The organism is Corynebacterium sp. MSK122 (genome assembly GCF_030229435.2).
GTDB classification, from domain to species: Bacteria; Actinomycetota; Actinomycetes; order Mycobacteriales; family Mycobacteriaceae; genus Corynebacterium; species Corynebacterium marquesiae.
The window spans coordinates 12,187-34,848 of sequence record NZ_JASPHV020000012.1; the positions used below are offsets into that span (position 1 = coordinate 12,187).

The 22,662-nt window shown below is 58.8% G+C and carries 22 protein-coding genes and 1 riboswitch; of the genes, 17 read left to right on the top strand and 5 right to left on the bottom strand.

Translation table 11 applies throughout. The features are described from left to right. Window positions 1-16: 16 nt before the first annotated feature. The 4 genes from tatC to QP934_RS06575 are packed head-to-tail and all read left to right on the top strand — an operon-like array spanning window position 17 to window position 5,855. Entirely contained in the window at window positions 17-1,111 is a 1,095-nt protein-coding gene (tatC, locus tag QP934_RS06560) for a twin-arginine translocase subunit TatC (RefSeq protein WP_419127125.1), read from the top strand. A gap of 21 nt (window positions 1,112-1,132) precedes the next feature. Next, complete coding sequence (locus tag QP934_RS06565; RefSeq protein WP_419127126.1) at window positions 1,133-3,949, top strand: DEAD/DEAH box helicase; 2,817 nt, start codon at window positions 1,133-1,135, stop codon at window positions 3,947-3,949. A gap of 32 nt (window positions 3,950-3,981) precedes the next feature. After that, window positions 3,982-5,109 carry a M24 family metallopeptidase gene (locus QP934_RS06570; RefSeq protein WP_419127127.1) on the top strand — a complete coding sequence of 376 codons (1,128 nt, stop codon included), beginning with the start codon at window positions 3,982-3,984 and terminating at the stop codon, window positions 5,107-5,109. Continuing rightward, window positions 5,109-5,855, top strand: coding sequence for an SDR family oxidoreductase (locus tag QP934_RS06575; protein WP_419127128.1), 747 nt, complete (start codon window positions 5,109-5,111; stop codon window positions 5,853-5,855). The genes QP934_RS06570 and QP934_RS06575 overlap by 1 nt, the downstream gene beginning before the upstream one ends. A 13-nt stretch (window positions 5,856-5,868) precedes the next feature. Here the strand turns inward: QP934_RS06575 and QP934_RS06580 are convergent, their stop codons facing one another. Then, window positions 5,869-6,654 carry a precorrin-3B synthase gene (locus QP934_RS06580; RefSeq protein WP_419127129.1) on the bottom strand — a complete coding sequence of 262 codons (786 nt, stop codon included), beginning with the start codon at window positions 6,652-6,654 and terminating at the stop codon, window positions 5,869-5,871. An 85-nt stretch (window positions 6,655-6,739) separates the two neighbouring features. Between QP934_RS06580 and QP934_RS06585 the strand changes: the two genes are divergently transcribed. Genes QP934_RS06585 through QP934_RS06595 form a run of 3 tightly spaced genes read left to right on the top strand, consistent with a single transcriptional unit; the run spans window position 6,740 to window position 9,770 of the window. Further along, window positions 6,740-7,342 carry an FxsA family protein gene (locus QP934_RS06585; protein ID WP_419127130.1) on the top strand — a complete coding sequence of 201 codons (603 nt, stop codon included), beginning with the start codon at window positions 6,740-6,742 and terminating at the stop codon, window positions 7,340-7,342. A gap of 2 nt (window positions 7,343-7,344) precedes the next feature. Then, window positions 7,345-8,871 (top strand): apolipoprotein N-acyltransferase, encoded by a 1,527-nt coding sequence (gene lnt, locus QP934_RS06590; RefSeq protein WP_419127154.1) that lies wholly within the window; start codon window positions 7,345-7,347, stop codon window positions 8,869-8,871. A 5-nt stretch (window positions 8,872-8,876) separates the two neighbouring features. Further along, window positions 8,877-9,770, top strand: coding sequence for a polyprenol monophosphomannose synthase (locus QP934_RS06595; RefSeq protein WP_337888607.1), 894 nt, complete (start codon window positions 8,877-8,879; stop codon window positions 9,768-9,770). Between the two features lie 78 nt (window positions 9,771-9,848). On the opposite strand, the gene QP934_RS06600 is transcribed toward QP934_RS06595, so the two are convergent. Further along, complete coding sequence (locus QP934_RS06600) at window positions 9,849-10,232, bottom strand: RNA polymerase-binding protein RbpA (protein WP_023021567.1); 384 nt, start codon at window positions 10,230-10,232, stop codon at window positions 9,849-9,851. Window positions 10,233-10,563: 331 nt separating this feature from the next. On the opposite strand from QP934_RS06600, the gene QP934_RS06605 reads away from it, so the two are divergent. The 4 genes from QP934_RS06605 (at window position 10,564) to QP934_RS06620 (ending at window position 13,096) form a co-directional block, all read left to right on the top strand. Continuing rightward, window positions 10,564-10,704, top strand: a complete 141-nt coding sequence (locus QP934_RS06605; protein WP_337888606.1) for a hypothetical protein — start codon at window positions 10,564-10,566, stop codon at window positions 10,702-10,704. Between the two features lie 3 nt (window positions 10,705-10,707). After that, window positions 10,708-11,409, top strand: coding sequence for a YceI family protein (locus tag QP934_RS06610; RefSeq protein ID WP_337888605.1), 702 nt, complete (start codon window positions 10,708-10,710; stop codon window positions 11,407-11,409). Between the two features lie 15 nt (window positions 11,410-11,424). Beyond that, the gene (locus QP934_RS06615) at window positions 11,425-11,589 is read left to right on the top strand and encodes a hypothetical protein (RefSeq protein ID WP_204611469.1); all 165 of its coding nucleotides are present in this window, start codon (window positions 11,425-11,427) and stop codon (window positions 11,587-11,589) included. Between the two features lie 598 nt (window positions 11,590-12,187). Beyond that, window positions 12,188-13,096 (top strand): Dyp-type peroxidase, encoded by a 909-nt coding sequence (locus QP934_RS06620; RefSeq protein ID WP_419127131.1) that lies wholly within the window; start codon window positions 12,188-12,190, stop codon window positions 13,094-13,096. A gap of 26 nt (window positions 13,097-13,122) precedes the next feature. Here the strand turns inward: QP934_RS06620 and QP934_RS06625 are convergent, their stop codons facing one another. Next, window positions 13,123-14,436 carry a class I SAM-dependent methyltransferase gene (locus QP934_RS06625; RefSeq protein WP_337887536.1) on the bottom strand — a complete coding sequence of 438 codons (1,314 nt, stop codon included), beginning with the start codon at window positions 14,434-14,436 and terminating at the stop codon, window positions 13,123-13,125. Between the two features lie 233 nt (window positions 14,437-14,669). Here QP934_RS06625 and QP934_RS06630 point away from each other — a divergent pair, with 233 nt between their 5' ends. The 4 genes from QP934_RS06630 to QP934_RS06645 all read left to right on the top strand — a co-directional run bounded on the left by QP934_RS06630 (window position 14,670) and on the right by QP934_RS06645 (window position 19,227). After that, entirely contained in the window at window positions 14,670-16,013 is a 1,344-nt protein-coding gene (locus QP934_RS06630; RefSeq protein ID WP_337887537.1) for an NAD(P)/FAD-dependent oxidoreductase, read from the top strand. A 158-nt stretch (window positions 16,014-16,171) separates the two neighbouring features. Further along, window positions 16,172-16,269, top strand: a riboswitch (TPP riboswitch). Next, a complete protein-coding gene (gene thiM, locus QP934_RS06635) occupies window positions 16,257-17,069 on the top strand; it encodes a hydroxyethylthiazole kinase (protein WP_419127132.1) in 813 nt (270 codons plus the stop codon). (Overlaps the previous riboswitch by 13 nt.) Continuing rightward, window positions 17,070-17,699 carry a thiamine phosphate synthase gene (gene thiE, locus QP934_RS06640; protein ID WP_337888601.1) on the top strand — a complete coding sequence of 210 codons (630 nt, stop codon included), beginning with the start codon at window positions 17,070-17,072 and terminating at the stop codon, window positions 17,697-17,699. Continuing rightward, window positions 17,692-19,227 (top strand): bifunctional hydroxymethylpyrimidine kinase/phosphomethylpyrimidine kinase, encoded by a 1,536-nt coding sequence (locus QP934_RS06645; RefSeq protein ID WP_419127133.1) that lies wholly within the window; start codon window positions 17,692-17,694, stop codon window positions 19,225-19,227. Before thiE ends, QP934_RS06645 begins: the two co-directional genes overlap by 8 nt. Here QP934_RS06645 and QP934_RS06650 read toward each other — a convergent pair. Continuing rightward, complete coding sequence (locus QP934_RS06650) at window positions 19,224-19,826, bottom strand: class I SAM-dependent methyltransferase (RefSeq protein ID WP_198493029.1); 603 nt, start codon at window positions 19,824-19,826, stop codon at window positions 19,224-19,226. The two genes, QP934_RS06645 and QP934_RS06650, sit on opposite strands and share 4 nt — an antisense overlap. Before the next feature lie 108 nt (window positions 19,827-19,934). Here QP934_RS06650 and QP934_RS06655 point away from each other — a divergent pair, with 108 nt between their 5' ends. Then, on the top strand, window positions 19,935-21,008 hold the full coding sequence (locus tag QP934_RS06655; RefSeq protein ID WP_337888598.1) for a magnesium and cobalt transport protein CorA: 1,074 nt from the start codon (window positions 19,935-19,937) through the stop codon (window positions 21,006-21,008). Between the two features lie 23 nt (window positions 21,009-21,031). Further along, window positions 21,032-22,198 carry a saccharopine dehydrogenase family protein gene (locus QP934_RS06660; RefSeq protein ID WP_337888597.1) on the top strand — a complete coding sequence of 389 codons (1,167 nt, stop codon included), beginning with the start codon at window positions 21,032-21,034 and terminating at the stop codon, window positions 22,196-22,198. Here QP934_RS06660 and QP934_RS06665 read toward each other — a convergent pair. Then, window positions 22,195-22,641, bottom strand: coding sequence for a PaaI family thioesterase (locus tag QP934_RS06665; RefSeq protein ID WP_284836149.1), 447 nt, complete (start codon window positions 22,639-22,641; stop codon window positions 22,195-22,197). The genes QP934_RS06660 and QP934_RS06665 overlap by 4 nt on opposite strands. Window positions 22,642-22,662: the final 21 nt, after the last annotated feature.

Sequence of the window (22,662 nt, forward strand, 5' to 3'; positions counted from 1 at the left end):
TGAAAGAGCCACACTGATGTCGTCACAGTCACAGCCTCTATCTCCCCAGAAGGCAAGCAAGAGCGTGAAGGGTAAGCTGCGTTTTTCGCGCAAGCAGAAGAACCCTACCGGGGAGATGACCTTGGTGGAGCACCTGCAGGAGCTGCGCCGCCGCATCATTATTTCCGTGTTGGCGGTTGTCGTCGGGGCCATCATTGGGTTCATTTGGTACCAACGAGCGCCATTCGGGCTGTCTCCGTTGGGCGAAATTCTACGAGAGCCGTATTGTGCGTTGCCCCCAGATAAGCGCGCCTCCTTCAGTGCGGACGGCGAGTGCCGACTATTGGCCACCAGCCCGTTTGAAATGCTCCTGTTGCGCCTAAAAGTAGGTGCCTTGGCTGGCACTGTATTGTCCTCTCCGGTGTGGCTGTATCAGGTCTGGGCCTTCGTTGTGCCTGGTCTCCATAAGAATGAGCGCCGCTACACGTTGAGTTTTGTCAGCGCCGCAGTCGGCCTATTCGTTGCCGGTGCCGTGCTGGCCTATTTCATCTTGTCCGTGGGCTTGGAATTCCTCATGGGTATCGGCGCCGAGTATCAAACAGCGGCCCTGACCGGTGAGCGCTATTTCTACTTTCTCTTGGCCCTGCTGCTTATCTTTGGCATCAGCTTTGAGATCCCACTGCTTATCGTGTCACTCAATCTCATCGGCGTGCTCGAATATGAGCATGTCAAGGATAAGCGGCGTATCGTCATCGTCATCGTGATGATCTTCGCCGCCTTCGTCACCCCAGGCCAGGATCCTTTCTCGATGGTGGTACTGGCTGGTTCACTGGTCTTGCTCATCGAGATCGCATTCCAGTTCTGCCGCCTCCACGATAAGCGCATGCAGCGTGAACGCCCCGAGTGGATGGATCTCGATGATGAGACTGCTTCGCCGCTTGGCGCTGGACCAGGAGCCATTGGCGGGCCAACCCCTGTCGAGGCGCCGAGCAGAGTCAACCCTTCACCAGGCCCTTCTCAGCCCGTTTCACAGCCAGTACAACAGGCACAGCAGCAGCCGCAGCAGACATGGCGCACCGGTGCCAGTGGGACTTCGTCGACCAGCGGCGGCTTTTTCGACGATGTCCTCTAGGCACGGGTAGCCTGGGGAGTCATGACTGAAACTCATCTGGATTCTTTTACCGCAGCCCTGCCATACCCGTTGGATGAGTTCCAGGTAAAGGGCTGCCAGGCCGTGGAGGACGGTCATGGCGTACTGGTTTGCGCGCCGACCGGCGCCGGCAAAACCATCGTGGGCGAATTTGCTGTCTCTTTGGCGCTGAGCCGGGGAACCAAGTGCTTTTATACGACGCCAATTAAAGCCTTGAGCAACCAGAAGTACCACGACTTGGTGGAAGAGCATGGTGAAGAGGTCGTAGGCCTGCTCACCGGTGACGTATCGATCAACTCTGATGCAGAGATCGTCGTCATGACCACCGAGGTGCTGCGCAATATGATTTACGCAGAATCCGCGGCCCTCGATCGCTTGACCCACGTGGTCATGGATGAGATCCACTTTTTGGCCGATGCTTCCCGCGGTGCTGTGTGGGAAGAGGTCATTCTCAACCTCGCGGATCATGTCTCCATCATTGGCCTATCTGCCACCGTGTCCAATTCGGAAGAATTCGGCGACTGGCTGTCTACCGTGCGCGGCGATACCACCGTCATCGTTTCCGAGCACCGCCCAGTTGCTCTCGACCAGTGGATGATGCTGGGGCGCAAGATTTATCCGCTCTTCGAGCCAGAATCCGGCGGACAGGTCAACGCCGAGCTCGAGCGTAGGATCCAGCGCCTCGAGGCCGGTGATACCGACGATGGTCGCGCGGACTATAAGTCCGGCAAGGGCTTTCGCGCGCGTGCCCGTCACAAGGGTGGCGGACGCAGCGAATTCCACGGTAAGGGAAGGGGGCGCTCCGGCGCCGCTCGGAAGCAGGATCGCTATCGCCCCTTGGGCCGCCCAGAGGTATTGAAGGTATTGCAATCGCAGGACATGCTTCCGGCGATCACCTTCATTTTCTCGCGCGCCGGCTGCGACGGCGCTCTTTATCAGTGCCTGCGCAGCCGCATGGTGCTTACCTCCCAGGAGGAAGCACAGGAAATTAAGGACATCATCGATGCGGGTGTAGAAGGTATCCCTGAAGAAGATCTGCAGGTCCTAGACTTTAAGCGCTGGCGCGAAGCCCTGTCCCGCGGCTTTGCCGCACACCATGCAGGTATGCTGCCCGCCTTCCGGCACATCGTGGAAGACCTATTCGTACGCGGGCTCGTCCGCGCCGTGTTTGCTACTGAAACGCTCGCACTCGGCATCAACATGCCGGCGCGCACCGTGGTGCTGGAAAAGCTCATCAAGTTCAACGGTGAGGCGCACGTCGATCTCACCGCAGGCCAGTACACGCAGCTGACGGGCCGCGCAGGACGCCGTGGCATCGATACGTTGGGCAATGCAGTCGTGCAGTGGGCCCCCGCCATGGATCCGGGTCAAGTAGCTGGCCTTGCTTCTACCCGTACGTATCCACTCATTTCCACTTTTGCACCGGGCTACAATATGGCGATCAATTTGCTAGGAATGCTTGGTTTCGAGGAATCTCTCCGCCTTTTGGAAAAGTCCTTCGCACAGTTCCAAGCTGATGGCTCCGTCGTGGAGGAAACTCGCGAGATTGAGCGCGCCGAGCATCGCGTGCGAGAACTGCGCAACCAGCTCGATGATGCCGTAGCGTCGCTTGCACCACCTGCTAAAGACGGGGAAGATCCCGCCGAGGTTCTCATGGACTATGTCCGCCTGCGCCGCGAGCTCACGGTTGAAGAAAAGCAATCAAAAATCGATAGTGCCAATCAACGAAACCAAGAGGTTATCGCGGTACTGGGGCGTCTGCAGCTGGGCGATGTTATTGCCATGCCCGGCAAGAAGCGTCCTATTCTCGCCGCGGTTGTTACTCCCGCTAACCAAACTGCGGATCCCCGCCCGTGGATTACCACTGAGTCCGGGTGGTCTGGACGTATCGATGCAGCCGGAATCAATAATCCACCGATCCAAGTCGGTAGCATCAAGATCCCCAAGCCGGTGCGCAAGAACCCGCGCCGCAATACCCGATATGTGCAGGATGTCTTGCACCGTGAACACTTCGACCGGCCCAAGCGCATGAAGTCCCAAACCCGCGCCCGGCCAAATAAGCGGGTAGGTCAGTTGCGCGACGCACTGCGTGCTCATCCAGCTCACGATTGGCCGGCTACTGACCGCGAACAGCTGGCGGGCCTGGCACAAAAGCTTGCACGGCGCGAGCGTGATCGGGACAAGCTGCAATCCAAGGTCAATAAAGCAACGGATACATTGGGCCGCACCTTCGAGCGCATTGTGGACCTCCTGGCAGAGATGAATTACGTAGAGTTCACCGGCGTGGGTGCCGCTCGCACACCGGTGATCACGGAGGAAGGTGAACGTCTTGCCAAAATTCACAGCGAATCCGATCTGCTCGTGGCCCAATGCCTCAAGCGCGGAATTTGGGATGAACTCGATCCTGCAGAACTTGCCGGCGTTGCCTCCCTGTGCTGTTTCGAAAACCGCAAGGCCACCAGTGGGCAACCGGAAGCAGCCACCGAGCGCATGGCTGACGCTATGAATGCCACGTGGCGCGTGTACACCGAACTTACCGCTGATGAGCAGCGCCACCGGCTGCCGCCCACACGTGAACCAGAGGCCGGATTCGCATTGGCGGTACACCAATGGGCGGCCGGGGCGCCGTTGGGCTACTGCATGGCCGCGGCAAATGAAGCCGGGGCCGAGCTCACCCCCGGTGATTTTGTCCGTTGGTGCCGGCAAGTTATCGACTTGCTCCAACAAGTGGCTAAGACTGGATATGACGGCGAAATTCAACGCAACGCTCGCCGGGCTATCGACGCAATTCAGCGCGGTGTCGTAGCCATTGGCGCCTAAAATCCGCGGCGCGGACGAGTAGACTCTGGGGCATGACTGATACTCAGACTTTTTCCGCTGATGTCTACGCCCAGCGTCTGCACGCCGCCCAAAAGGCAGCTGCAGACAAGGGCATCGATCTGCTCCTCATTGGCACGGGACCAGACTTTGCCTACCTCACCGGCTCCTGGGTTTCTTCCCACGAACGCTTGACGGTCTTGGTCGTGCCGCAGCGGGGCACTGCATGGATCGCCGCGCCTAATACCGATATCACCGATATCAAGGCTGCTCCAGTAGGTGAGCTGGATGTAGAGTTGCGTGGCTGGAATGACGGCGAGGACCCATACAAGTTGGCTCTGCATGGTGCAGGCGACGGACTAGGCAAGGTAGCGCTGGGCCAGTCGCTGACTGCAGACCACGTGCTGCGTTTCCAAGATCTGCTTCCACGCGCCGGCTATGAACTGGCCACTTATGCATTGGCCGAGCTCTTTACCCGCAAAGACGAGGCTGAGATTGCTGAGCTGCGCAAGGCTGGCCGTGCCATCGACGCAGTCCACGCGCAGGTACCGCAGCTTTTGCAGGCCGGTCGTACTGAGACCGAGGTAGCCCATGAACTCGAAAAGCTCATCTTGCGGGAGCACTCCGTTATCGATTTCGTCATTGTCGGATCGGGCCCGAATGGCGCCAACCCGCACCATAGCTTTTCGGATCGCGTGTTGGCTGAGGGTGAGCCAGTCGTCGTCGATATCGGCGGCACTATGCCTTCCGGCTACCACTCCGATTGCACCCGCACCTACGTAGTGGGCGGGGATATTTCCAAGGCTCCGCAGGATTTTCAGGATGCCTATGCCGTGCTTGCCGACGCCCAAGCCGCCGGCCGAGCTGCAGCCCACCCCGGCAGCACCGCCGCAGACATCGATGCCATCGTCCGCCAGGCGATCTCGGCAGCCGGCTGGGGCGACTACTTTGTCCACCGCACCGGCCATGGCATCGGCCTGTCCACGCACGAGGAGCCCTTCATTATGGAATGCAACGATCTCGCCTTGGAGGAAGGCATGGCATTTTCCATTGAGCCGGGCATCTACTTGGAAGGCAAGTGGGGCATGCGTTTGGAAGACATCGTGGTGCTAACCAACGATGGCTACGAGTCCCTGAACCTAGCTCCGCGTGACGTCCGTTAATGGCTGGCCTACTGATTCTAGGCGGCCGTAGCGATATTGGCGGAGAAATCGCTAGGAGAGTAGCCCCTGGCCAAGATATTGTGCTCGCCGCTCGTGGCACCCACGGTATGGAAGGCGTAGTAGGTCGGCTCCGGGCGGCGGGTGCGCACAGCGTGCATCTGCTTGATTTTGACGCCGCGGATTTTCCGTCCCATGCCGGTGTGGTTGAGCGCGCCATAGAGCTGGCAGGCCCCCTTGAGCTTGCTGTCGTAGCCTTTGGCATCTTGGGCGATCAGCAGCGGGCAGAACGCGATGCTTCCCACGTGGTCGACATCGCCACAATCGATTATGCCGCGCAGATTTCACTGCTTACGCTCGTTTCCCAGCGTATGCACCGCGGCCATATCGTCGCCTTTTCCTCGATAGCAGGCTGGAGGGCCCGCCGGGCAAACTACGTGTACGGATCTTCCAAGGCCGGTCTTGATGCCTTTTGTCAGGGACTGGCGGACAAGCTGCACGGCAGCCAGGTAGGCCTTATCACCGCGCGCCCTGGCTTTGTCATCGGCAGCATGACCGAAGGAATGAAGCCGGCACCACTGTCCGTGCGTCCGGCAGATGTGGCTGAGGCAGTTGTCGGCTGCATTGCCCGAGATGCACGGCGGGGTAAACCGCGTTCGCGCACCATATGGATTCCTCGGGCTCTGCAGGGCCTAGCGTGGGTCATGCGGCTTGTACCGCGCCCACTCTGGCGGCACATGCCGCGCTAAACTCTGCGTTCTTTTACTCTGCGCGTAGTAGGGGAGAGTTGATGTCGAAGATAAAACCGCGTGGGGCGAGTACGCGCAGTACCACTTCGGCGTCACCCTCGGCAATATTGTGAAAGACTAATCCGCCCCACGGGGTGACGGTTATGTCTACCTCTAACTGGCCGATAAGTTGCGCAAACTCGGCAGGGATGGCGCCGCGGTGAACGCCCGCGCCAAGGTCAACTACGCCCGCAGGCAAATGATCATCCAGCCAGCCAATAGGGCCTGGTTCAACCAGGACGGAGGCAGTATGCTCTAGGGATTCGGTGCCTTGGAGCGCCTCCTCATAGTGATGGGCGGCAGCGCGTGGAGTCAGTGGGGCCGAGGGGGCGTCGCCAAGCGGGGAACGCTCAAGGCGCAGGGCACCGTCCCCGTCGATGCTAAAGCTGACTGCAGCCGCGCCGGTCGGTACGTCGTCGTGGGCGATAACGGCCAGTCCGGGACCGCCTTCCGCCGCTCCCAGCTCAGCCGCGATATCCTGGGCCGTTTGCTTGGCCTCCGCCGACAAAGGCGAAGCCAGCACCGGCATCGCCGTGGCGCGCAATCGCAACTCCTGGAGCTGCTGATTGAGTGCCTCCGCATCCTTAATACCGCGCAGCTCGATTGCGGAGAACCGGTCGATGTAGACATACCCATCCGCAACAGCACTGGCGCACTGCGCCAAAGTGACCCAATCCTGGGCGTGGGTGCTGCCGCCGGCGACGTGGATGCGGATGCACGTGCCGTACTGGGGGTCGTCAAAAAGCGCAGGAATAAACATGCGCACTAGTCTAACCTGCCGCGGTTGCACCTTCGCGCATGAGTGTTGCCAGCACTTTATCAGTCTGCCTCGTTAGACTGAGGCCATGCCGTTTATGTATTTTGCTCTCTACATGGTCGCAGAGACCCTGACCTTCTGGGCCGTTTCTAAGTGGATCGGTGTTGGTTGGGCGCTTATCGCCCTCTTTGTCACCATGTTCTTCGGAATGTCCATCGCTGGCATTGAAGTGCGCCGCTTGATGGGAAAGCAGGTCGAACGCACAGGGGACGGTACATACGTCGTTCGCGGCGGCAATGTGGGCAAGACCGCCAGCAATGTGGGCCTTACCTTGGTAGGCGGCATGTTGCTTTCTATGCCGGGCTTCTTGACGACGATCCTCGGAGCCCTCTTTATCTTCTCGCCGACCCGCGCCGTCTTCCGCACGGTGATGGCGGCCTCCTTGTACCGCAAGATCGAAAACATGGGCGTTAAGATCTACGAGGCCACCCCAATGGCGCAGCAGCACGACTCTTATGGCGACTTTGGCTCCTTTGGTCGTGGCCAAGCAACACAAAGTGGGCACCCCAGCACGCAGGATGCTGGCCTGCATGAGGTGTTGGATGAGGAAGAGATCCGCCGCTGGAGCGAGAACCTGGATCCAGATGACTTCGGACCCTCCGGTGGCGAGTCCAAGGGCGGAAAGAGCTAGTGATGCTAACTCTTGCCCGCCTCGTTGTGGCGGGCCTTTCTGGTCTGCTCACGTATGCCGCCATAGAGCCCCGTGGTTGGTGGTGGGCTGCAGTTGTGGGCGTGGGCTTGCTGTACGCGAGCTTGCTGCCGTGGGGAACTAGGCACGTTTCCGCTCGTGTGGGCGCGCTCCTTGCAGTAACACATTCGCTCGTGCTGTATCTGCTGACGCTGCCATGGATCGGCGAATTGGTGGGCAGCGGGCCATACATCGCTTTGGCCGTATGGCTTTCGGTATACGCCATTGTGTTGGGCCTTGGCGGCGCAGCAGTAGCGCGGTGGAAATACGGTTTTATTGCCTTCCCGTTCTTCTACCTCGCGGTGGAGGTGCTGCGTTCTTCGGTACCATTCGGCGGTTTCTCTTGGGTGAAATTGGCTTGGGGTCAAATCGACGGACCGCTAGCCAACCTGGCGCCGTGGGGTGGAACCTCGCTCATTACCGCAGCCACTGTTCTGTGCGGCTGCGGTCTCGCTGCGCTGCTGATTCAACGCGGATGGAAGGCAAAGAGCACCGCACTCCTAGCAGCGATTCTTCCCCTCGCAAGCGCGACGGTGGCAGGCTTTGAAATCAACCGAGACGATTCCACTGTCGGGGAAGCAAAGGTTGCCGCAATCCAAGGAAACGTACCTCGCATGGGCCTAGACTTCGCCGGGCAACGCCAAGCGGTCCTCAACAACCACGTGGCCGAAACAAAGAAGCTGGCCGCCCGCGAAAAAGACATTGACCTAGTCATCTGGCCCGAAAACTCCTCTGATATCAACCCATTCCGTGACGGCAAGGCAGCCTCGGCGATCAGCGGCGCCGTCGATGCGGTAGACGCACCTGTTTTGGTTGGCACCGCTACGCGGGATGAGGTGGGAGCCCGCAACACAATGCAGGTCTTCGCTCCTGGTCATGCGGTGGGAGACCATCACTATAAGAAGTACCTACAACCTTTCGGCGAAACTATGCCCATGCGGGATTTCTTTGCCAAGTTTTCTGACTATGTGGACCTCGCCGGCGATTTTCAGCCCGGCGACGGCCCAGGTGTGGTCTCCATGGCGGGCGTGCCGGTTGGCGTGGCAACGTGCTACGAGGTCTCCTTCGATAGCGCCTTTAGGGAGTCGGTGAAAAATGGCGCAAAACTGCTAACTACTCCCACAAATAACGCCACCTTTGGCTATTCCGATATGACCTACCAGCAATTGGCCATGAGCCGATTGCGTGCCATGGAGACGGATCGAGCCGTGGTGGTGGCGGCGACCTCTGGAGTATCCGCCATTGTTCACCCAGATGGACACGTTAGCCAGTCCACGGAGATTTTCACGCCGGACGCATTGGTAGAGCAGTTGCCCTTGCGTAGCGGAGAGACCTTTTCCGTGAGGTTTGGTTCGCCCCTGCAATGGCTCATGGTTATTATTGGAACAGTCTGCGCACTGGTAGCTTTGCGCACAAACCGCCTGCGACGCACCCCGCGCCGCCCCGGCACAGATACATACGTAGGAGCATAAACACTGTGAGCACGCTTGAATCCTCGACCTTGGTTATCATCCCGACCTATAACGAGATCGAAAATCTGCCTCTTATCACCGGACGCGTCCGCGCGGCAATCCCGGAGGTACATATCCTTATCGTGGACGACAACTCTCCCGATGGAACTGGTGACAAGGCCGATGAGTTCGCAGCGCAAGATGACCACATCCACGTTCTTCACCGCGAGGGCAAAGGCGGCCTACTAGGCGCTTATATCGCCGGCTTTGAATGGGGATTGGAGCGCGACTACCAAGTGCTGTGCGAGATGGATGCAGACGGCTCCCACGCCCCGGAGCAGCTTCACCTGCTGTTAGAAGAGGTGGACAAGGGCGCGGACCTAGTTATCGGCTCCCGCTATATTCCGGGTGGCGAGACCGTCAACTGGCCAGCATCCCGCGAGTACCTGTCCCGCTTGGGCAATATCTACATTTCCGTCGCGCTGGGCGCTGGGCTGTCCGATATGACCGCTGGTTACCGTGCGTTCCGCCGCGAACTTCTCGAGTCTATAGATTTTGATGAACTGTCCAAGGCAGGCTACATCTTCCAGGTTGATCTGGCCTTCCGTGCTGTCAAGGCCGGCTTTGACGTCCGCGAGGTTCCCATTACCTTTACCGAGCGCGAATATGGCGAATCCAAGCTTGATGGTTCCTTCGTGAAGGATTCCTTGCTCGAGGTCACCAAGTGGGGCGTTGCTCATCGCGCTGAGCAGCTGCAGGACTTCAGTGACGCCGTGTCCAAGTTGGTCAGCCGAGAAGTCAAGGACGGTTCCATTCATGACCTAGGCGTTCAAGCTCGTAAGGGCGCCGGCTGGGTGTCTGACTTCGCCAGCGAGATCGGCCATCTGGCAAAGCACCAGATTACGCAACTGAAGAAGTAAGCGCCACCGCAACGCATAAGGCCCGTACCGTCCCTTAGCCAGACTAGGGGGGTACGGGCCTTTTGCTACCGTAGGACTTTAAGAGTTCTTTTGCTGCTGCTCCTGCTGTTCCTTCAGGAGGCGGGCTGCGGAACGGCGGCGGGAGCGCAGGTGGTTAATGCGCTCTTCAAGCAGCTCATCGAGCTCCTCGATGGAGCGGCGCTCACGCAGCATATCCCAGTGGGTGCGTGGCGGCTTAGCGGGCTTAGACTCAACGCCTTCACCTTCTACCAGGTGGCCCAGCTTGCCGTTCTTGCACATCCATTCTTCAGGGATTTCAGCATCATCCGCGAAAGGTACCTCATAAATCTCGCCGTCTTCGGTGCGGTACTTCACCATCTGGCGCGGTGCGAGGTCGTGGTCGCGGTCGGTTTCGTAGCTGACTGCGCCCATACGGCTGCCACGGAGTACGCGATCTGCCATGCAACATCATCCTTTTCAAAGAGATCCCTGATTGAGTGCGAAGCAAGACTTCGCCTAAGAGCTACTAATTATAACGAACACCCACGCGTCTTTGTTCCCAGCCCGCCCAAAATGGACTAAAGTGTATCGGGTGATCCGTACAGCTAGTCGTGAACGCAACGTCGGTTCCTGCCAATGGTGTGGGAAGGACATTGACCAAGGCGGTAGGGGACGGCCACGGAAGTTTTGCAGCGCCTCCTGTAAGCAGCGTGCTTATGAGCAAAGAAATAGCGTCAGTGGCACGGGGATTCCCGCCAATGCCGTTATCCTTACTCCAGAAAAGGCAGAGAGTTTGCGCGACGGACTTTTTGAACTACGTTGTTCCGCAGAAGATATCAATACCGCCGCGGAGGAAGGCGCTAGTGCGCAGGAGCTTGCCGGTTTGTGCGAAGAGCTTATTGCCCTGGCGCGACGCCTAGAAGGACTTCGATAGAAGATGAAAAAGCTTTTTTATAACCGCAAGCTCGTCATCACCATCTTTGTGGTGCTGATTGTGCTGCTCACCGCCGTGGCCATTGGCCCGATGGTATATTCGCTCCTCAAGGGCGCCGGAGTAAAGACCGAACCAGTTTCCGCCGACGGCGCAAAGGCCGCATCAACGGAGCTCGATGGCACCTGGGAGGTAGCCAAGGGCCGCGCTAATAACCATACCTCGGTTGGTTTTACCTTTAATGAGGTTCTACCTGCAGAAAAGACCACCACTTCGGGTTCGACCACGGAGGTAACCGGCCAGGCGGATATTTCTAATTCCACCTTGAAAACCGCCACGGTCACCGTTGATATGGATGAACTGACCACGGATAAGAAGGTCCGCGATCAGAACATGAAGTCCAAGCTCTTTGAGACCCAGATTTTCCCTGAGGCATCCTTTGAGCTGACTAAGCCGGCCTCGCTTGCCGACGTCCCGGATGACGGCTCCATTGGCACAGTCAAGCTCACCGGAGATCTGACTATCAAGGATGAAACGCACGAGATTTCCCAAGACTTCGAGGTTCTGCGCGATCGCGATCAGATCGTCATCGGCGGCACCGTGCCAGTTAATCGCCTTGATTATGGCGTGGAGACCCCGGAGATGCTCGCCGCGAAGGTCGAGGAAAACGGCGAGGTAAATCTCCGCATTTCCTTCGAGAAGAACTAACGAGGGCTTAAGCCTGTGAATTCCCGTCAGATTATTCCGTTTATGTGGCTGCGCCTCATCGTCGTCATCGGCTTTACCATTTTCGTAGCCGTTCAACAGATGTGGGTCATTGTGGCCATCTCGGTCCTTTTAGCGCTGTTGACTATCTGGCAGCTGTGGAGCGCCTACCGGAATCGCTAATTAGACGTTCACGGCGTTGGGGTGCACTTCCTCGATTAACGTCAGTGTGACTTTATGTAGTGGTGCAGTTAGTCCCGCCAGTAGGGCCTATTTTCGCCCGATACCAGGTTTTTCGATCGTTAAGCGAAACACCGCCGCCAACGGACGACCCCGGAATGAAGAAGTCCCCAAAGGCAGATGGGGTTGGCAGCCGCAAATCCGAACTCCAATCAGCTACAGCCGGAATCGATACCTGTGCCTGAGGCTGGCGGCCGGCGGCCGACGGGTGGCGCGGCAGAGACCGCGGGACGTCGCCAAGCAAAGCGCTGTAATATCGCGCGGAGGTTTAACGAAGCTGAATCGGGGCCCAATAGATGGGCCGGGAAGATGTGTTAGCGTCCGGGCGCAATTGAGGATTGAGGGCGACACATGAAGGTGCTCTAGATATCAGCAGTTGTCCGATAATGTACATTATGTCATTTTAAAGATGGGTGCGGCTCCCTCCCGGTGGTCTATCCCGTACACCGCTTACCGTAGCGTTGCAGCGACGACCTCCAACAAGGGGCATTTCCACCCCACTAACCTTCTGTGAATCGACCGGGTGCGTAAAATCGGCACCATGACGATTCAGCACGTAGTAGATAAGCCTTCCCGCGCAGCTCTCTTTCTTGTCCTTGAAATCAAGGACGGCGGCGAGCAAGCCACCCGCGATATGCTCACGGGGTTCGCCGGGCTTTTCAAGTCCGTGAACTTCCGCTATAACGAAGGTGAGCTTTATACCGTAGTTGGCATCGGAGCTCCCATGTGGCCGCGTTTGACCAGCGCACCTATGCCTGAACGCCTGAAGAAATTTGAGGCAATCGATGCCGCACATAAGGCCCCAGCCACGCCAGGTGATATTCTTCTCCACTTCCGTGCAAATAACTATGACCTGTGCCACGAGATGGCCCGCCAGGTTCTTGATCAGCTCGGTGAAGCCGCAACGGTTATCGATGAGACCCAAGGTTTCAAGTACCTGGATCAGCGCGACTTGCTGGGCTTTGTGGATGGCACCGCCAATCCCCTTGCCGAAGAGGCATTAGATACTGTGCTGCTTGGCGATGACGCTGACTACCCCCGCGGCTCCTATGTCACCGTTCAAAAATATATCCATGACCTTGCCAAGTGGAATGAGCTGAGCACTGAAGAACAAGAGAAGGTCATCGGGCGCACCAAGGCCGACGATATCGAATTGGACGATGACACTAAGCCATCAAATTCCCACGTCGCACTCAACGACTTAGAGGAAGATATTTACCGCGAGAACATGGTCTTCGGCTCTTTCGCCGCAGGTGAGATGGGCACCTACTTCATTGGCTATGCCAAGGATCCAGAAAACGTAATGGAGCGCCTGCGCAATATGTTCATTGGCAAGCCGGAGGGAAACTACGACCGCATCTTGGACTTCTCCACCGCGGTTACAGGCACCAATTTCTTTGTGCCCAGCGCGGATCTGATGAAGAACTTCGACGAGCTGCCGTCGGCCTAAAGGCCACCTGCTTAACGGCCGGCCGCCTAACGCCGTCCCCCGCGGTTGCGGTGGGCCAACCCAAATTGCACCGAGTCAATCATCCCGAGCGTCATAAGGGCCTCGCGGAGGGCAAATTGGAAAGTCCACAAGCGGCGGAAGACTGGGTCGAACCCGGCGGCCGCTGCCTCTCGCAGGTGCCCGTCGAAAAAGGATCGCTGCTGACGCAGGGACTCCAAATAATGAGTGCCCACGTGAGTTTCGGACACGATGCGCAAATTGGAGTTCTTATCTACTAGCTGGTGCATCTCCGTGGTGCGTGGATAGTCCAACCCCGGCCACACATAGGCTCGCAAGGCCTGAAGCGAGGCCTTACCGGCCTCCGTCATCGACTCGGTCGCCACGATGGATTGGATTCCTGCCCGCCCATTAGGCGTCAAGAACCGGTCGACTGCGCGAATGTACTCTTTGCGCTCACTAGCGCTGAGTTGTTCTACCTTTTCTACGGTGACGATGGCGTCATAGTGACCGTGCCACTGCTTGGGGTTCGGGACGACGCCGGGAATGCGCTCGATATGGATGGAATCGTCCGCCCCCTCTAGTACGAGGGCCTCGCGCATATGGCTCATTTGGTCCACATCACTGGTCAAAACGTCTACCGTAGCGCGCCGCTTAGTCGCCCGCATCGCCGGCTGCATTCCGGCAGCCGGGTATACCAACAGGTGGGTTCCGGCGCCGGTACGGGTGACGTCAAGCAGCCAATCCGCTGCGCGGCGCTGCGCATCTCCAAGGTCATCCCTGTCCACACTTGTGGGCTCACTCAGCGTCGTGACATCGACGAAGTGGCTCTTCGGCTCCTTGCGGCCTGCCTTGGGGCTATAGCTTTCCACCGTTTCCCTAATGGTGGTCGGTACGCCACTGGAAAAAATCCCACCTACATGACTTATTCCATCGCCAGCATAGAGCCGAACCAAATCCAGCGGCAGCTCCCCTGGCTCCGACTTACCAGGACCAAGCATTTTGGACTTGGGGAGGTAGCCTGCTCCCAATAGGCGGCCGAGCACCTTTACCAGCTGCGAGGAAGAGGTGACGGTCCACTCTCCTGCCATATAACTTTCCGCAAATCCCAGCCAACCGCTAGCGGCAATGCGCTCAAACAAGGCATCATGCCCCACCTTCAGATCTGGTCCACCTTCGGCTTCGAGGTCAAGTTCTAGACCGGCATCATCGCAAGCCTTGGCAAATTCAGCCTCTGCCCGGCGGGCTTTCATTCCAGGCCAACGAGGTGCGGGAACCGTAGCCACATTGGGCCAGGATTCTGCATCGATAGAGCTCAAATGCTCAGGGCGGGTAAAAGACATAATGCCAGGTGCGCTCCTTGGTGGGTGGAGGAAGTCACTATCCGGAACAACCTTAGTCAGCTTTGTGCGCACCCCGGTTTAGGCGCTCCGCACAGCCGCGCCGGTTCTTCCCACGGAGTCTGCAACGCAGCGGCGGAAGTTTATTAGTCATTAAGTATGCGCGTTCTGTTTGAAGTGTTTAGACTGTATGGGTACTAAACATTAGCTTTCTTAAGGAAGGTAGCATTAAATCCATGACTGATACCCCTTATCGCCCCAACGGTGGCCGCCACCACGTCGTCGTGGTTGGCGCCGGCTTCGGTGGTCTCAACACCGTTCAGAAGCTGAAGAACGCCGATGTGGAAATCACCCTCATCGATAAGAAGAACCACCACCTGTTCCAGCCGATGCTGTACCAGGTAGCAACCGGCATGATTTCCGCCGGTGAGGTTGCCCCTTCCACCCGCCAGCTGCTGCGCGATCAGGACAACGTCCACTTCGTCAACGCTGAGGTAACTGATATCAATCTGGCGGATCAGACGGTGACCGCCGAGCAGGACGAGTTCTCCCGCACCTATGCTTATGACTCCCTGGTGGTCGCCGCAGGTTCCGGTCAGTCCTACTTTGGCAACGACCACTTCGCTGAATTCGCGCCAGGCATGAAGACCTTGGACGATGCCTTGGAGCTGCGTTCTCGCATCATCTCGGCGTTTGAAAAGGCTGAGCTTACTGACGACCCCGCAGAGCGCGAGCGCCTGCTCACCTTCATCATCGTTGGTGCTGGCCCAACCGGCGTTGAGCTCACCGGCCAGATTGCCGAACTGGCAAACCGCACCCTCAACGATGTCTACTCCAACTACGGCACCACCTCCGCCAAGATCTACCTGCTCGATGGCGCCCCACAGGTACTGCCGCCATTCGGCAAGCGTCTGGGCCGCAAGGCGCAGCGCACCTTGGAAAAGGAAGGCGTACAGGTTCACCTCAACGCCATGGTGACCGACGTAACCGCGGATACTGTCACCTACAAGGATATGAAGACCGAGGAAGAGACCACCCTGACGGGTGCTACCAAGATCTGGTCCGCAGGTGTGGCCGCTTCCCCACTGGGCAAGATGGTTGCAGAGCAGGCTAGTGTCGAGGCAGACCGCGCAGGTCGCGTTTCCGTCAACGAGGACCTGACCGTAGGCGAGCACAATAACGTCTACATGGTCGGTGACATGATCTCCCTCAACCGCCTGCCGGGTCTGGCACAGGTTGCAATCCAGGGTGGCGCGCACGTCGCTAAGCTCATTCAGGCCAAGGTGGACGAGGAATCTACCGCTAATGAGAAGGAAGCCTTCGACTACTTCGACAAGGGCTCCATGGCCATCGTCAAGCGCTTCAACGCCGTCGTTAAGCTGGGCAAGACCGAGTTCGGTGGCTTTGCTGGTTGGGTAGCATGGCTCGGCCTGCACCTGACCTACGTCATTGGTCTGCGCAGCCGCTTGGCCGTGCTGGTTAACTGGGCAACCAATATCCTCTCCCGCGACCGCGGCAATCTGGAAATCACCACCCAGCAGCGCATCGCACGCAATATCATTAACAAGAACGAGAAGTAATATCTCCTCGCTCGCATCGCCGCCCCACCTGCTGCACGCAGGCTGCGGGCGGCGATTTTTATTTTCCCGGACTACCCGTTATTAGCGCCGGCGATTCCACAACTGGATACCGGACGCTGGTTTTCGCACATAGTTTCCGTGACCTTTGTTAGGCTGAGACACGCAACATGGGGTGCCACACACGGTGCGGCTGAGAAATACCCATCGAACCTGCACTCAGTTAGAACTAGCGAAGGGATAGTTGTGGATTATGCTTTTCTGCGCGCACACGACGCTGTGCGCGAGTCCACGCCGCTTATTCAATGTTTGACCAATAAGGTCGTCAGCAACGTCACCGCCAATGCCCTGCTGGCCATCGGGGCTAGCCCGGCAATGGTCGATACGCCAGAGGAATCGCGCGAATTTGCGCGGGTAGCCAGCGGCGTACTCATCAATTGCGGTACGCCCAGCTCAGAGCAATACGGCGGCATGCGCGAGGCCATCGCTGGGGCGAACTCCGCGCACACCCCCTGGGTACTTGATCCGGTAGGCGCCGGCGGCCTGAGTAACCGCACCGACTTCATGCGCGAGGTGCTGCCACTTGGCCCGGGCGCGATCCGTGGCAATGCCTCAGAAATCATTGCCCTCGCAGGAACCGGACGGGGCGGCCGAGGCGTCGAATCTACCGATGGCGTGGAAGCCGCCCTGGATTCGGCAGTAGCGCTTTCCAGGGATACCGGCGCCGTCGTGGCCATTTCCGGGCCGCGAGACCTTATCGTCCACGTCGGCGCTACAACGCGTGCCGTCTACCTCGAATCAGGGCACCCGATGCTCCAAAACGTCATCGGTACTGGCTGTTCCCTCGGTGCTATCTGCGCCGCATATCTGGCCGCGTGGGAGGATCCTTTCGAAGCGATCATCGCCGCCCACGCGCACGTTGGTGCGGCGGGAAGCGTGGCCGCCGAGAAGCACCACGCCCCCGGCTCCTTTGCCGTTGCTTGGCTGGATGCGCTCTATGATGTTCCGACCGCGGATATCGAGGGCCTAGTCAGGCTCATTGATGTGGAGGAGGTTTAAGTGGCTATTGACTGGACGCTCTACCTGGTCACCGATCCAGATCTGGCTGGCGGGCGAGACAACGTGGTCCCCATCGTGCAGGAGGCTGTACGCGGCGGTGTTACCGTTGTCCAGCTCCGGGACAAGGAAGCTAGCGACGAACAGATCGAGCGCATCGCACGCGAATTGCTTGACGTACTGGGCGATGTCCCACTATTTATCAATGACCGCGTAGAGGTGGCAGCAAAGCTCGGCTGCCACCTGCACATTGGGCAGGACGATATGGCTTTTCGCGAAGCCCGAGAGAAGCTGGGTGAGGGACAGCTTATTGGCTTATCCATCGGCAGTAACGAGGAGCTTGCTGCTATTGCGGACGATGCGCGCCCAGACGTCGTCGGCATCGGGCCCGTGCATTCGACGGCAACGAAGAAAAACGCCCCAGCCGGCATGGGTACGGCTGCGGCAACAGCACTCGCTCACACCGCACATGCGCGTGGCATCGAGTCCGTCGCCATCGGCGGAATCAAGACCCATAATGCGCACGAGCTGGCGGGCAGCGAGTTTGCCGGAATCTGCGTAGTCAGCGACATCATGGCGGCCGAGGACCCCGCAGCAGTCGCCGCCCACCTTAAGGAGGCTTTCCATGGCTAAAGGCATCTATCCCCGAGTACTATCCATTGCCGGTACTGATCCCACCGGCGGAGCAGGAATTCAAGCCGATCTGAAATCCATCTCTGCCGCAGGCGGCTACGGTATGAGCGTCGTGACGGCGTTGGTGGCTCAAAACACCCAGGGTGTCCGCAGCGTCCACGTACCACCGGTGGACTTTCTGCAGGAGCAGCTAGACTCCGTCATCGACGATGTGGAGATTGATGCGGTAAAGATTGGCATGCTTGCCGACGCCGCCATTACCGCCAAGGTCGCAGCCTTCCTGCGCCGCCTGCCGGCCGATGTTCCCGTGGTACTTGATCCGGTCATGGTAGCTACCAGCGGAGATCGCCTGCTGGAAGAGGAAGCAGAACAGGCCGTGCGCGATCTCTGCTCCCAGGTGGATCTCATCACCCCGAACTTAAAAGAATTGGCAGTCCTTACTCATACGAACGAGGCGAGCGACCTAGAAGAGGCCATTGCCACGGCGAAGGAGTGGGTAAAGGCTGCTAATACCGCGGTCGTCGTCAAGGGTGGGCACCTCGATGGTGACATCGCCGACAATGCGGTGGTCAATGCGGATGGGTCCGTGCACCGCGTTGCTGCAAGCCGAGTGGACACGAAGAATACGCATGGTACTGGCTGTTCCCTTTCCTCTGCCCTAGCCACCCGCCTGGGAGCCGGTGATAGCCCCGCGGCAGCTCTAACGTGGTCCACCCAGTGGCTGCACGAGGCCATTGCCCATGCGGATGCGCTTCACGTGGGCAAGGGACACGGGCCCGTGGACCACCTGCACCGCTCGCAGCGTCTCATGCAGGCGGCGTCTACCCTTCCCCAGCCGTACTTATCCGGCAACCTGGTAGAACCGGCAAACGTCGACCAGCCCCGCGTTCCCGCGGCCGGCCCGCATACGCAACGCCTGTGGAACCTAGCCGGGGATCACTGGGAGGCGATTAAGGCGCTGCCCTTTATTCGGGCCTTGGGCACGGGAGCGTTGGAGAAGGATGCCTTTGGTTTCTACCTCGACCAAGATGCCCAGTACCTGAATGCTTACTCCAAGGCGTTGGCTCGCCTCGCCAGCCAAGCCCCAGAAGCGGCACAGCAACTGCACTGGGCCGAGGGAGCGCATGATTGCTTGGCGGTGGAGGCGGAGCTGCACCGCGGCTGGCTCGAGAGCGATATCACGACCGCAGCCTCCCGGGTAACTAGCGCCTATACGGATTTCCTGATCCGTTCCACGCACACGGATGACTACGTGGTGGGCGCTGCGGCGGTACTGTCCTGCTACTGGCTATATGCAGAAGTAGGCCTCCACCTCGCAGAATTTGATTCCCCCGAACACCCCTATCACTCATGGCTGTCCATGTACGGCGGCGAGAACTTCCTCAACGGGGTTCGCGCTAGCCTCGACATCGTCGAAGAAGCTCTCTCCGAGGCGGATGAGCGCACCCGCCTGCGGGCCGAGCGCGCCTATATCACCGCCAGCCACCATGAGGTCGACTTCTTCGACCAAGCCGATAGGCGCTTTTAGGCCAGCAAGTCCGACCCAGGGCGCGACAGAACGGCGACGAGGAAGGTGGAATGCTCCGAGAAGAGCTTCATGTCCCACGAGGAGAAAGTGAAGTCGACTCGGTAGCCCACCTTCTGCGCCATGTCGAGGAAATCAGCAAATTCCCACCCACGGCCCTCGCCAAAGCCGCTGACGAGGCGACCGCCTGGTTTTAGGGAATTATAGATATTGCGCAGCGCGGGTTCGCGGCCGTCCTTTGCTAGAAAGCCCATGACATTGCCCGCGGACACGGCGATATCAAAGGGGCCTTCTGGCACCTCTTCCTCGCACAGATCTCCCACGAACCATTGCCCCTCTGGGAAATCGTGCTCAGCGTGCTCGATGAGAATGGGGTCTACATCGACGCCCACAACGCTGTGGCCACGGCGAAGCAGCTCGCCGCCGACGCGGCCGGTGCCACAGCCGGCATCGAGGATGGTGGAGTTGCGCTCCACCATGGCGTCGATAAGCCGGGCCTCGCCATTGATGTCTTTGCCCTGTGCGGCAAGCACCTTCCACTTGCGGGCAAAGTTATGGGAGTGCTCGGGATTAGCTTCGGTTACTTCTTTCCACGTAGGCATAGATTCGATTATATTACCCAGCTTCGGTGTAAGATTTACCCGCTGCGTAAAATCGCCGCCTGCCCATTGGGAAAATACCCGCACTACCGCGCAAAGGAGGCTGAAAAGATGCCATCCGTACCTTCACCCTTTAGGGGCCGCAAGAAATCCGAGCCTCCTAGTAAGCCCACTACCCTGCCGGTACCACCGGAGCGCGCCATCGAACATTGCCGCGTCTTTGTGGATGGCGAGGCGCTTCCCGGGGAGTATTCCACCAGCTCCGCGCTGGAAGCCATAGAGGAATACGGCCGCGGATTTATTTGGGTGGGCCTCCATGAGCCCTACGAGTCCCAAATGACCAAAGTGGCCTCCCAGTTTGGCATCCATGAACTTATCGTGGAAGACGCCGTTATGGCCCACCAGCGCCCCAAGCTCGAGCGTTACGATGATCAGCTCTTCGTGGTCGCACGTTCCGTGAACTACCGCGATCACGATGAGGTCACGGATAAGCGCCAGATCATTTCCACCGGTGAGATCCAGATGATCATGGGGTCCAACTTCATCATCACCGTCCGTCACGGTGCGAAACTGCCCAACCTGGCTTATACCGTGGAAGATGAACAGGACTTGGTGGAGCTTGGCCCGGTGGCCATGGCCTGGAAGATCCTGGATATGATGGTGGACCGCTACTCGGAGATTTCCCGCCTTATCAGCATCGAAGTCGATGAGCTGGAAGAAGAAATCTTCACCCCGAACCTCAAGTTTGATGTGGACCGCATCTACATGTTTAAGCGTGAGGTGCTAGAGATGAAGCATGCCATTGACCCGCTCTCAGTGGCGCTGAAGTCCATGGTTTCTGACCACAAGGATTTAATTTCCAAACAATTGCGCTCCTACCTGCGCGACGTCAACGACCATGAGCTTGTGGTCAAGGACCAGGTCTCCAGCTTCGATGAGCGCCTTACCTCGCTTATCGACGCCTCGGTAGCCAAGGTAACCATGCAGCAGAACTCCGACATGCGCACGATTTCCGCAGTCGTTGGTATGTGGGCCGCGCCTACCCTGGTGGCGGGTATCTACGGGATGAACTTCGACATCATGCCGGAGCTGCACTGGGCGCTGGGCTACCCCATGGCGATTATCATTATGATCTTGGTAGTGGTAGGCCTGTGGGCTTGGTTCCGAAAGAACCACTGGCTCTAATCCATCCGGTACGCTCGTGCACTATGAGCGATATCACTGTTTACGGCGCTACCGGGCTGGTCGGCCAATTGGTGGCGCGCTACCTTGCCTCGATTAACGCGCCCTCTGTGACTCTGGCCGGCCGGAACCGACCGGTGCTAGCCGCACTGCGCGATGAACTCAATCAGCACTGGGACATCGCCATCGCCGCCGCCGATGATGCCGACGCTGTGGAGCACATGGTGGAAAATACCAAGGTACTAATCACCGTGGTCGGACCCTACAGCCTGTATGGCGGCCACGTCGTTGCCGCCTGCGCGCGCCTAGGCGTAGATTATGTTGACCTCTGCGGTGAGGTTCCCTTTATTCGCCGAAGCATCGATTCCCACCACGCCACCGCCCAATCCACGGGTGCGCGCATCGTTCACTCCTGCGGCTTTGATTCCGTCCCCTCGGATATTGGCATGCTCAATCTCTACCAGGCGGCAGGAAAGCCGTTTGCACGGGTGCAGATGGTCGTCGACAAGCTCAAAGGCGGAATCTCACCGGGCACCATCGAGTCTTCCCTGCAGGTCTCGCATGCCGCGCACGCGGATAAAGATGTAGCCCGCAACCTGCACAATCCTTACTCACTGGACCCGGATCCCAAGGCCGGGCCACGCTTAGACGGTCTCCAGAATGACTTCGAAATCAAAGAAGTCGACGGCGTGGGCTGGGTAGGACCATTTTTCATGTCCATGTTCAATACCCGCGTGGTGCGCCGCTCTAACGCTCTGCTAGGGCGCGCGTGGGGCACACGCCTGTTTTACAAGGAAGCATGGTGGGCTGGCACCGGTCTTTCCGGTCGCGCCCGCGCCTATGGGCTGGCGCTCGCCACCAAGCTACTTTTTGATGGCACTCAGTCGCGCCTGCGCCCACTGGTGGAAAAGGTCCTGCCCGCCCCTGGACCTAGCGGTGCACATTTCCAGGTCAGCCACCACGGCATTACCGAAGATGGCCAACGCTGGCGAGCAACTGTGTCGGCACAAGGCGACCCGGGCTATGAAGTCACCGCAATGATGCTGAGCCAGGCTGCGCTCTGCTTGCTCGATTCGCGCTCCGGTACTAGCCGCGCAGGTGGCGTACTCACCCCTGCCACCGGACTTGGAAAATCCTATCTGCAGCGGCTTTCCGCCCACGGCATGTCTTTTACCGCCGCTCGGATGAACTAGCGCAGAATCATAGTGCGCAAGGTGGTGCGGGCGATAAGCTTGCGGCCTTGCCGCATCTCGACGCTCCACACGTGGGTGCGGCCGCCTAGCTGCACCGGCGTGGCCACGGCTTCCAGCTCGCCCTCGCCTGTGGAGCAAATGAAGTCGCTGGAGTTATTGACGCCGACTGCGGGGGCGTCGGCAGCCGCCACGCTGGCAATGGAGGCCACGGTTTCTGCGATGGAGCAATACAACCCGCCGTTGGCTACTCCCCAAGGTTGGTGATGCTCCGGCAGCACCTGCAGTTTCGCACGGGCCTCGCGCGGGCCCACGTGGGTGAACTGCAATCCTAGCAATTCCGCAAGGCCACCGTTTAAGGCATTGAGAGACTCCAGTTCTTCTGCGTTGAGCACTCGCGTGTGCGCGAGGTGGAGCAAGTCATTGAGTTTCTGCGTATCCGACATAGTCCACCAGCCTAGCCATTG

Coding starts and splice junctions, on each gene's coding strand:
- tatC (WP_419127125.1), top strand. CDS start 17: ATGTCGTCACAGTCACAGCCTCTATCTCCCCAGAAGGCAAGCAAGAGC.
- QP934_RS06565 (WP_419127126.1), top strand. CDS start 1,133: ATGACTGAAACTCATCTGGATTCTTTTACCGCAGCCCTGCCATACCCG.
- QP934_RS06570 (WP_419127127.1), top strand. CDS start 3,982: ATGACTGATACTCAGACTTTTTCCGCTGATGTCTACGCCCAGCGTCTG.
- QP934_RS06575 (WP_419127128.1), top strand. CDS start 5,109: ATGGCTGGCCTACTGATTCTAGGCGGCCGTAGCGATATTGGCGGAGAA.
- QP934_RS06580 (WP_419127129.1), bottom strand. CDS start 6,654: ATGTTTATTCCTGCGCTTTTTGACGACCCCCAGTACGGCACGTGCATC.
- QP934_RS06585 (WP_419127130.1), top strand. CDS start 6,740: ATGCCGTTTATGTATTTTGCTCTCTACATGGTCGCAGAGACCCTGACC.
- lnt (WP_419127154.1), top strand. CDS start 7,345: ATGCTAACTCTTGCCCGCCTCGTTGTGGCGGGCCTTTCTGGTCTGCTC.
- QP934_RS06600 (WP_023021567.1), bottom strand. CDS start 10,232: ATGGCAGATCGCGTACTCCGTGGCAGCCGTATGGGCGCAGTCAGCTAC.
- QP934_RS06610 (WP_337888605.1), top strand. CDS start 10,708: ATGAAAAAGCTTTTTTATAACCGCAAGCTCGTCATCACCATCTTTGTG.
- QP934_RS06620 (WP_419127131.1), top strand. CDS start 12,188: ATGACGATTCAGCACGTAGTAGATAAGCCTTCCCGCGCAGCTCTCTTT.
- QP934_RS06625 (WP_337887536.1), bottom strand. CDS start 14,436: ATGTCTTTTACCCGCCCTGAGCATTTGAGCTCTATCGATGCAGAATCC.
- QP934_RS06630 (WP_337887537.1), top strand. CDS start 14,670: ATGACTGATACCCCTTATCGCCCCAACGGTGGCCGCCACCACGTCGTC.
- QP934_RS06645 (WP_419127133.1), top strand. CDS start 17,692: ATGGCTAAAGGCATCTATCCCCGAGTACTATCCATTGCCGGTACTGAT.
- QP934_RS06650 (WP_198493029.1), bottom strand. CDS start 19,826: ATGCCTACGTGGAAAGAAGTAACCGAAGCTAATCCCGAGCACTCCCAT.
- QP934_RS06655 (WP_337888598.1), top strand. CDS start 19,935: ATGCCATCCGTACCTTCACCCTTTAGGGGCCGCAAGAAATCCGAGCCT.
- QP934_RS06660 (WP_337888597.1), top strand. CDS start 21,032: ATGAGCGATATCACTGTTTACGGCGCTACCGGGCTGGTCGGCCAATTG.
- QP934_RS06665 (WP_284836149.1), bottom strand. CDS start 22,641: ATGTCGGATACGCAGAAACTCAATGACTTGCTCCACCTCGCGCACACG.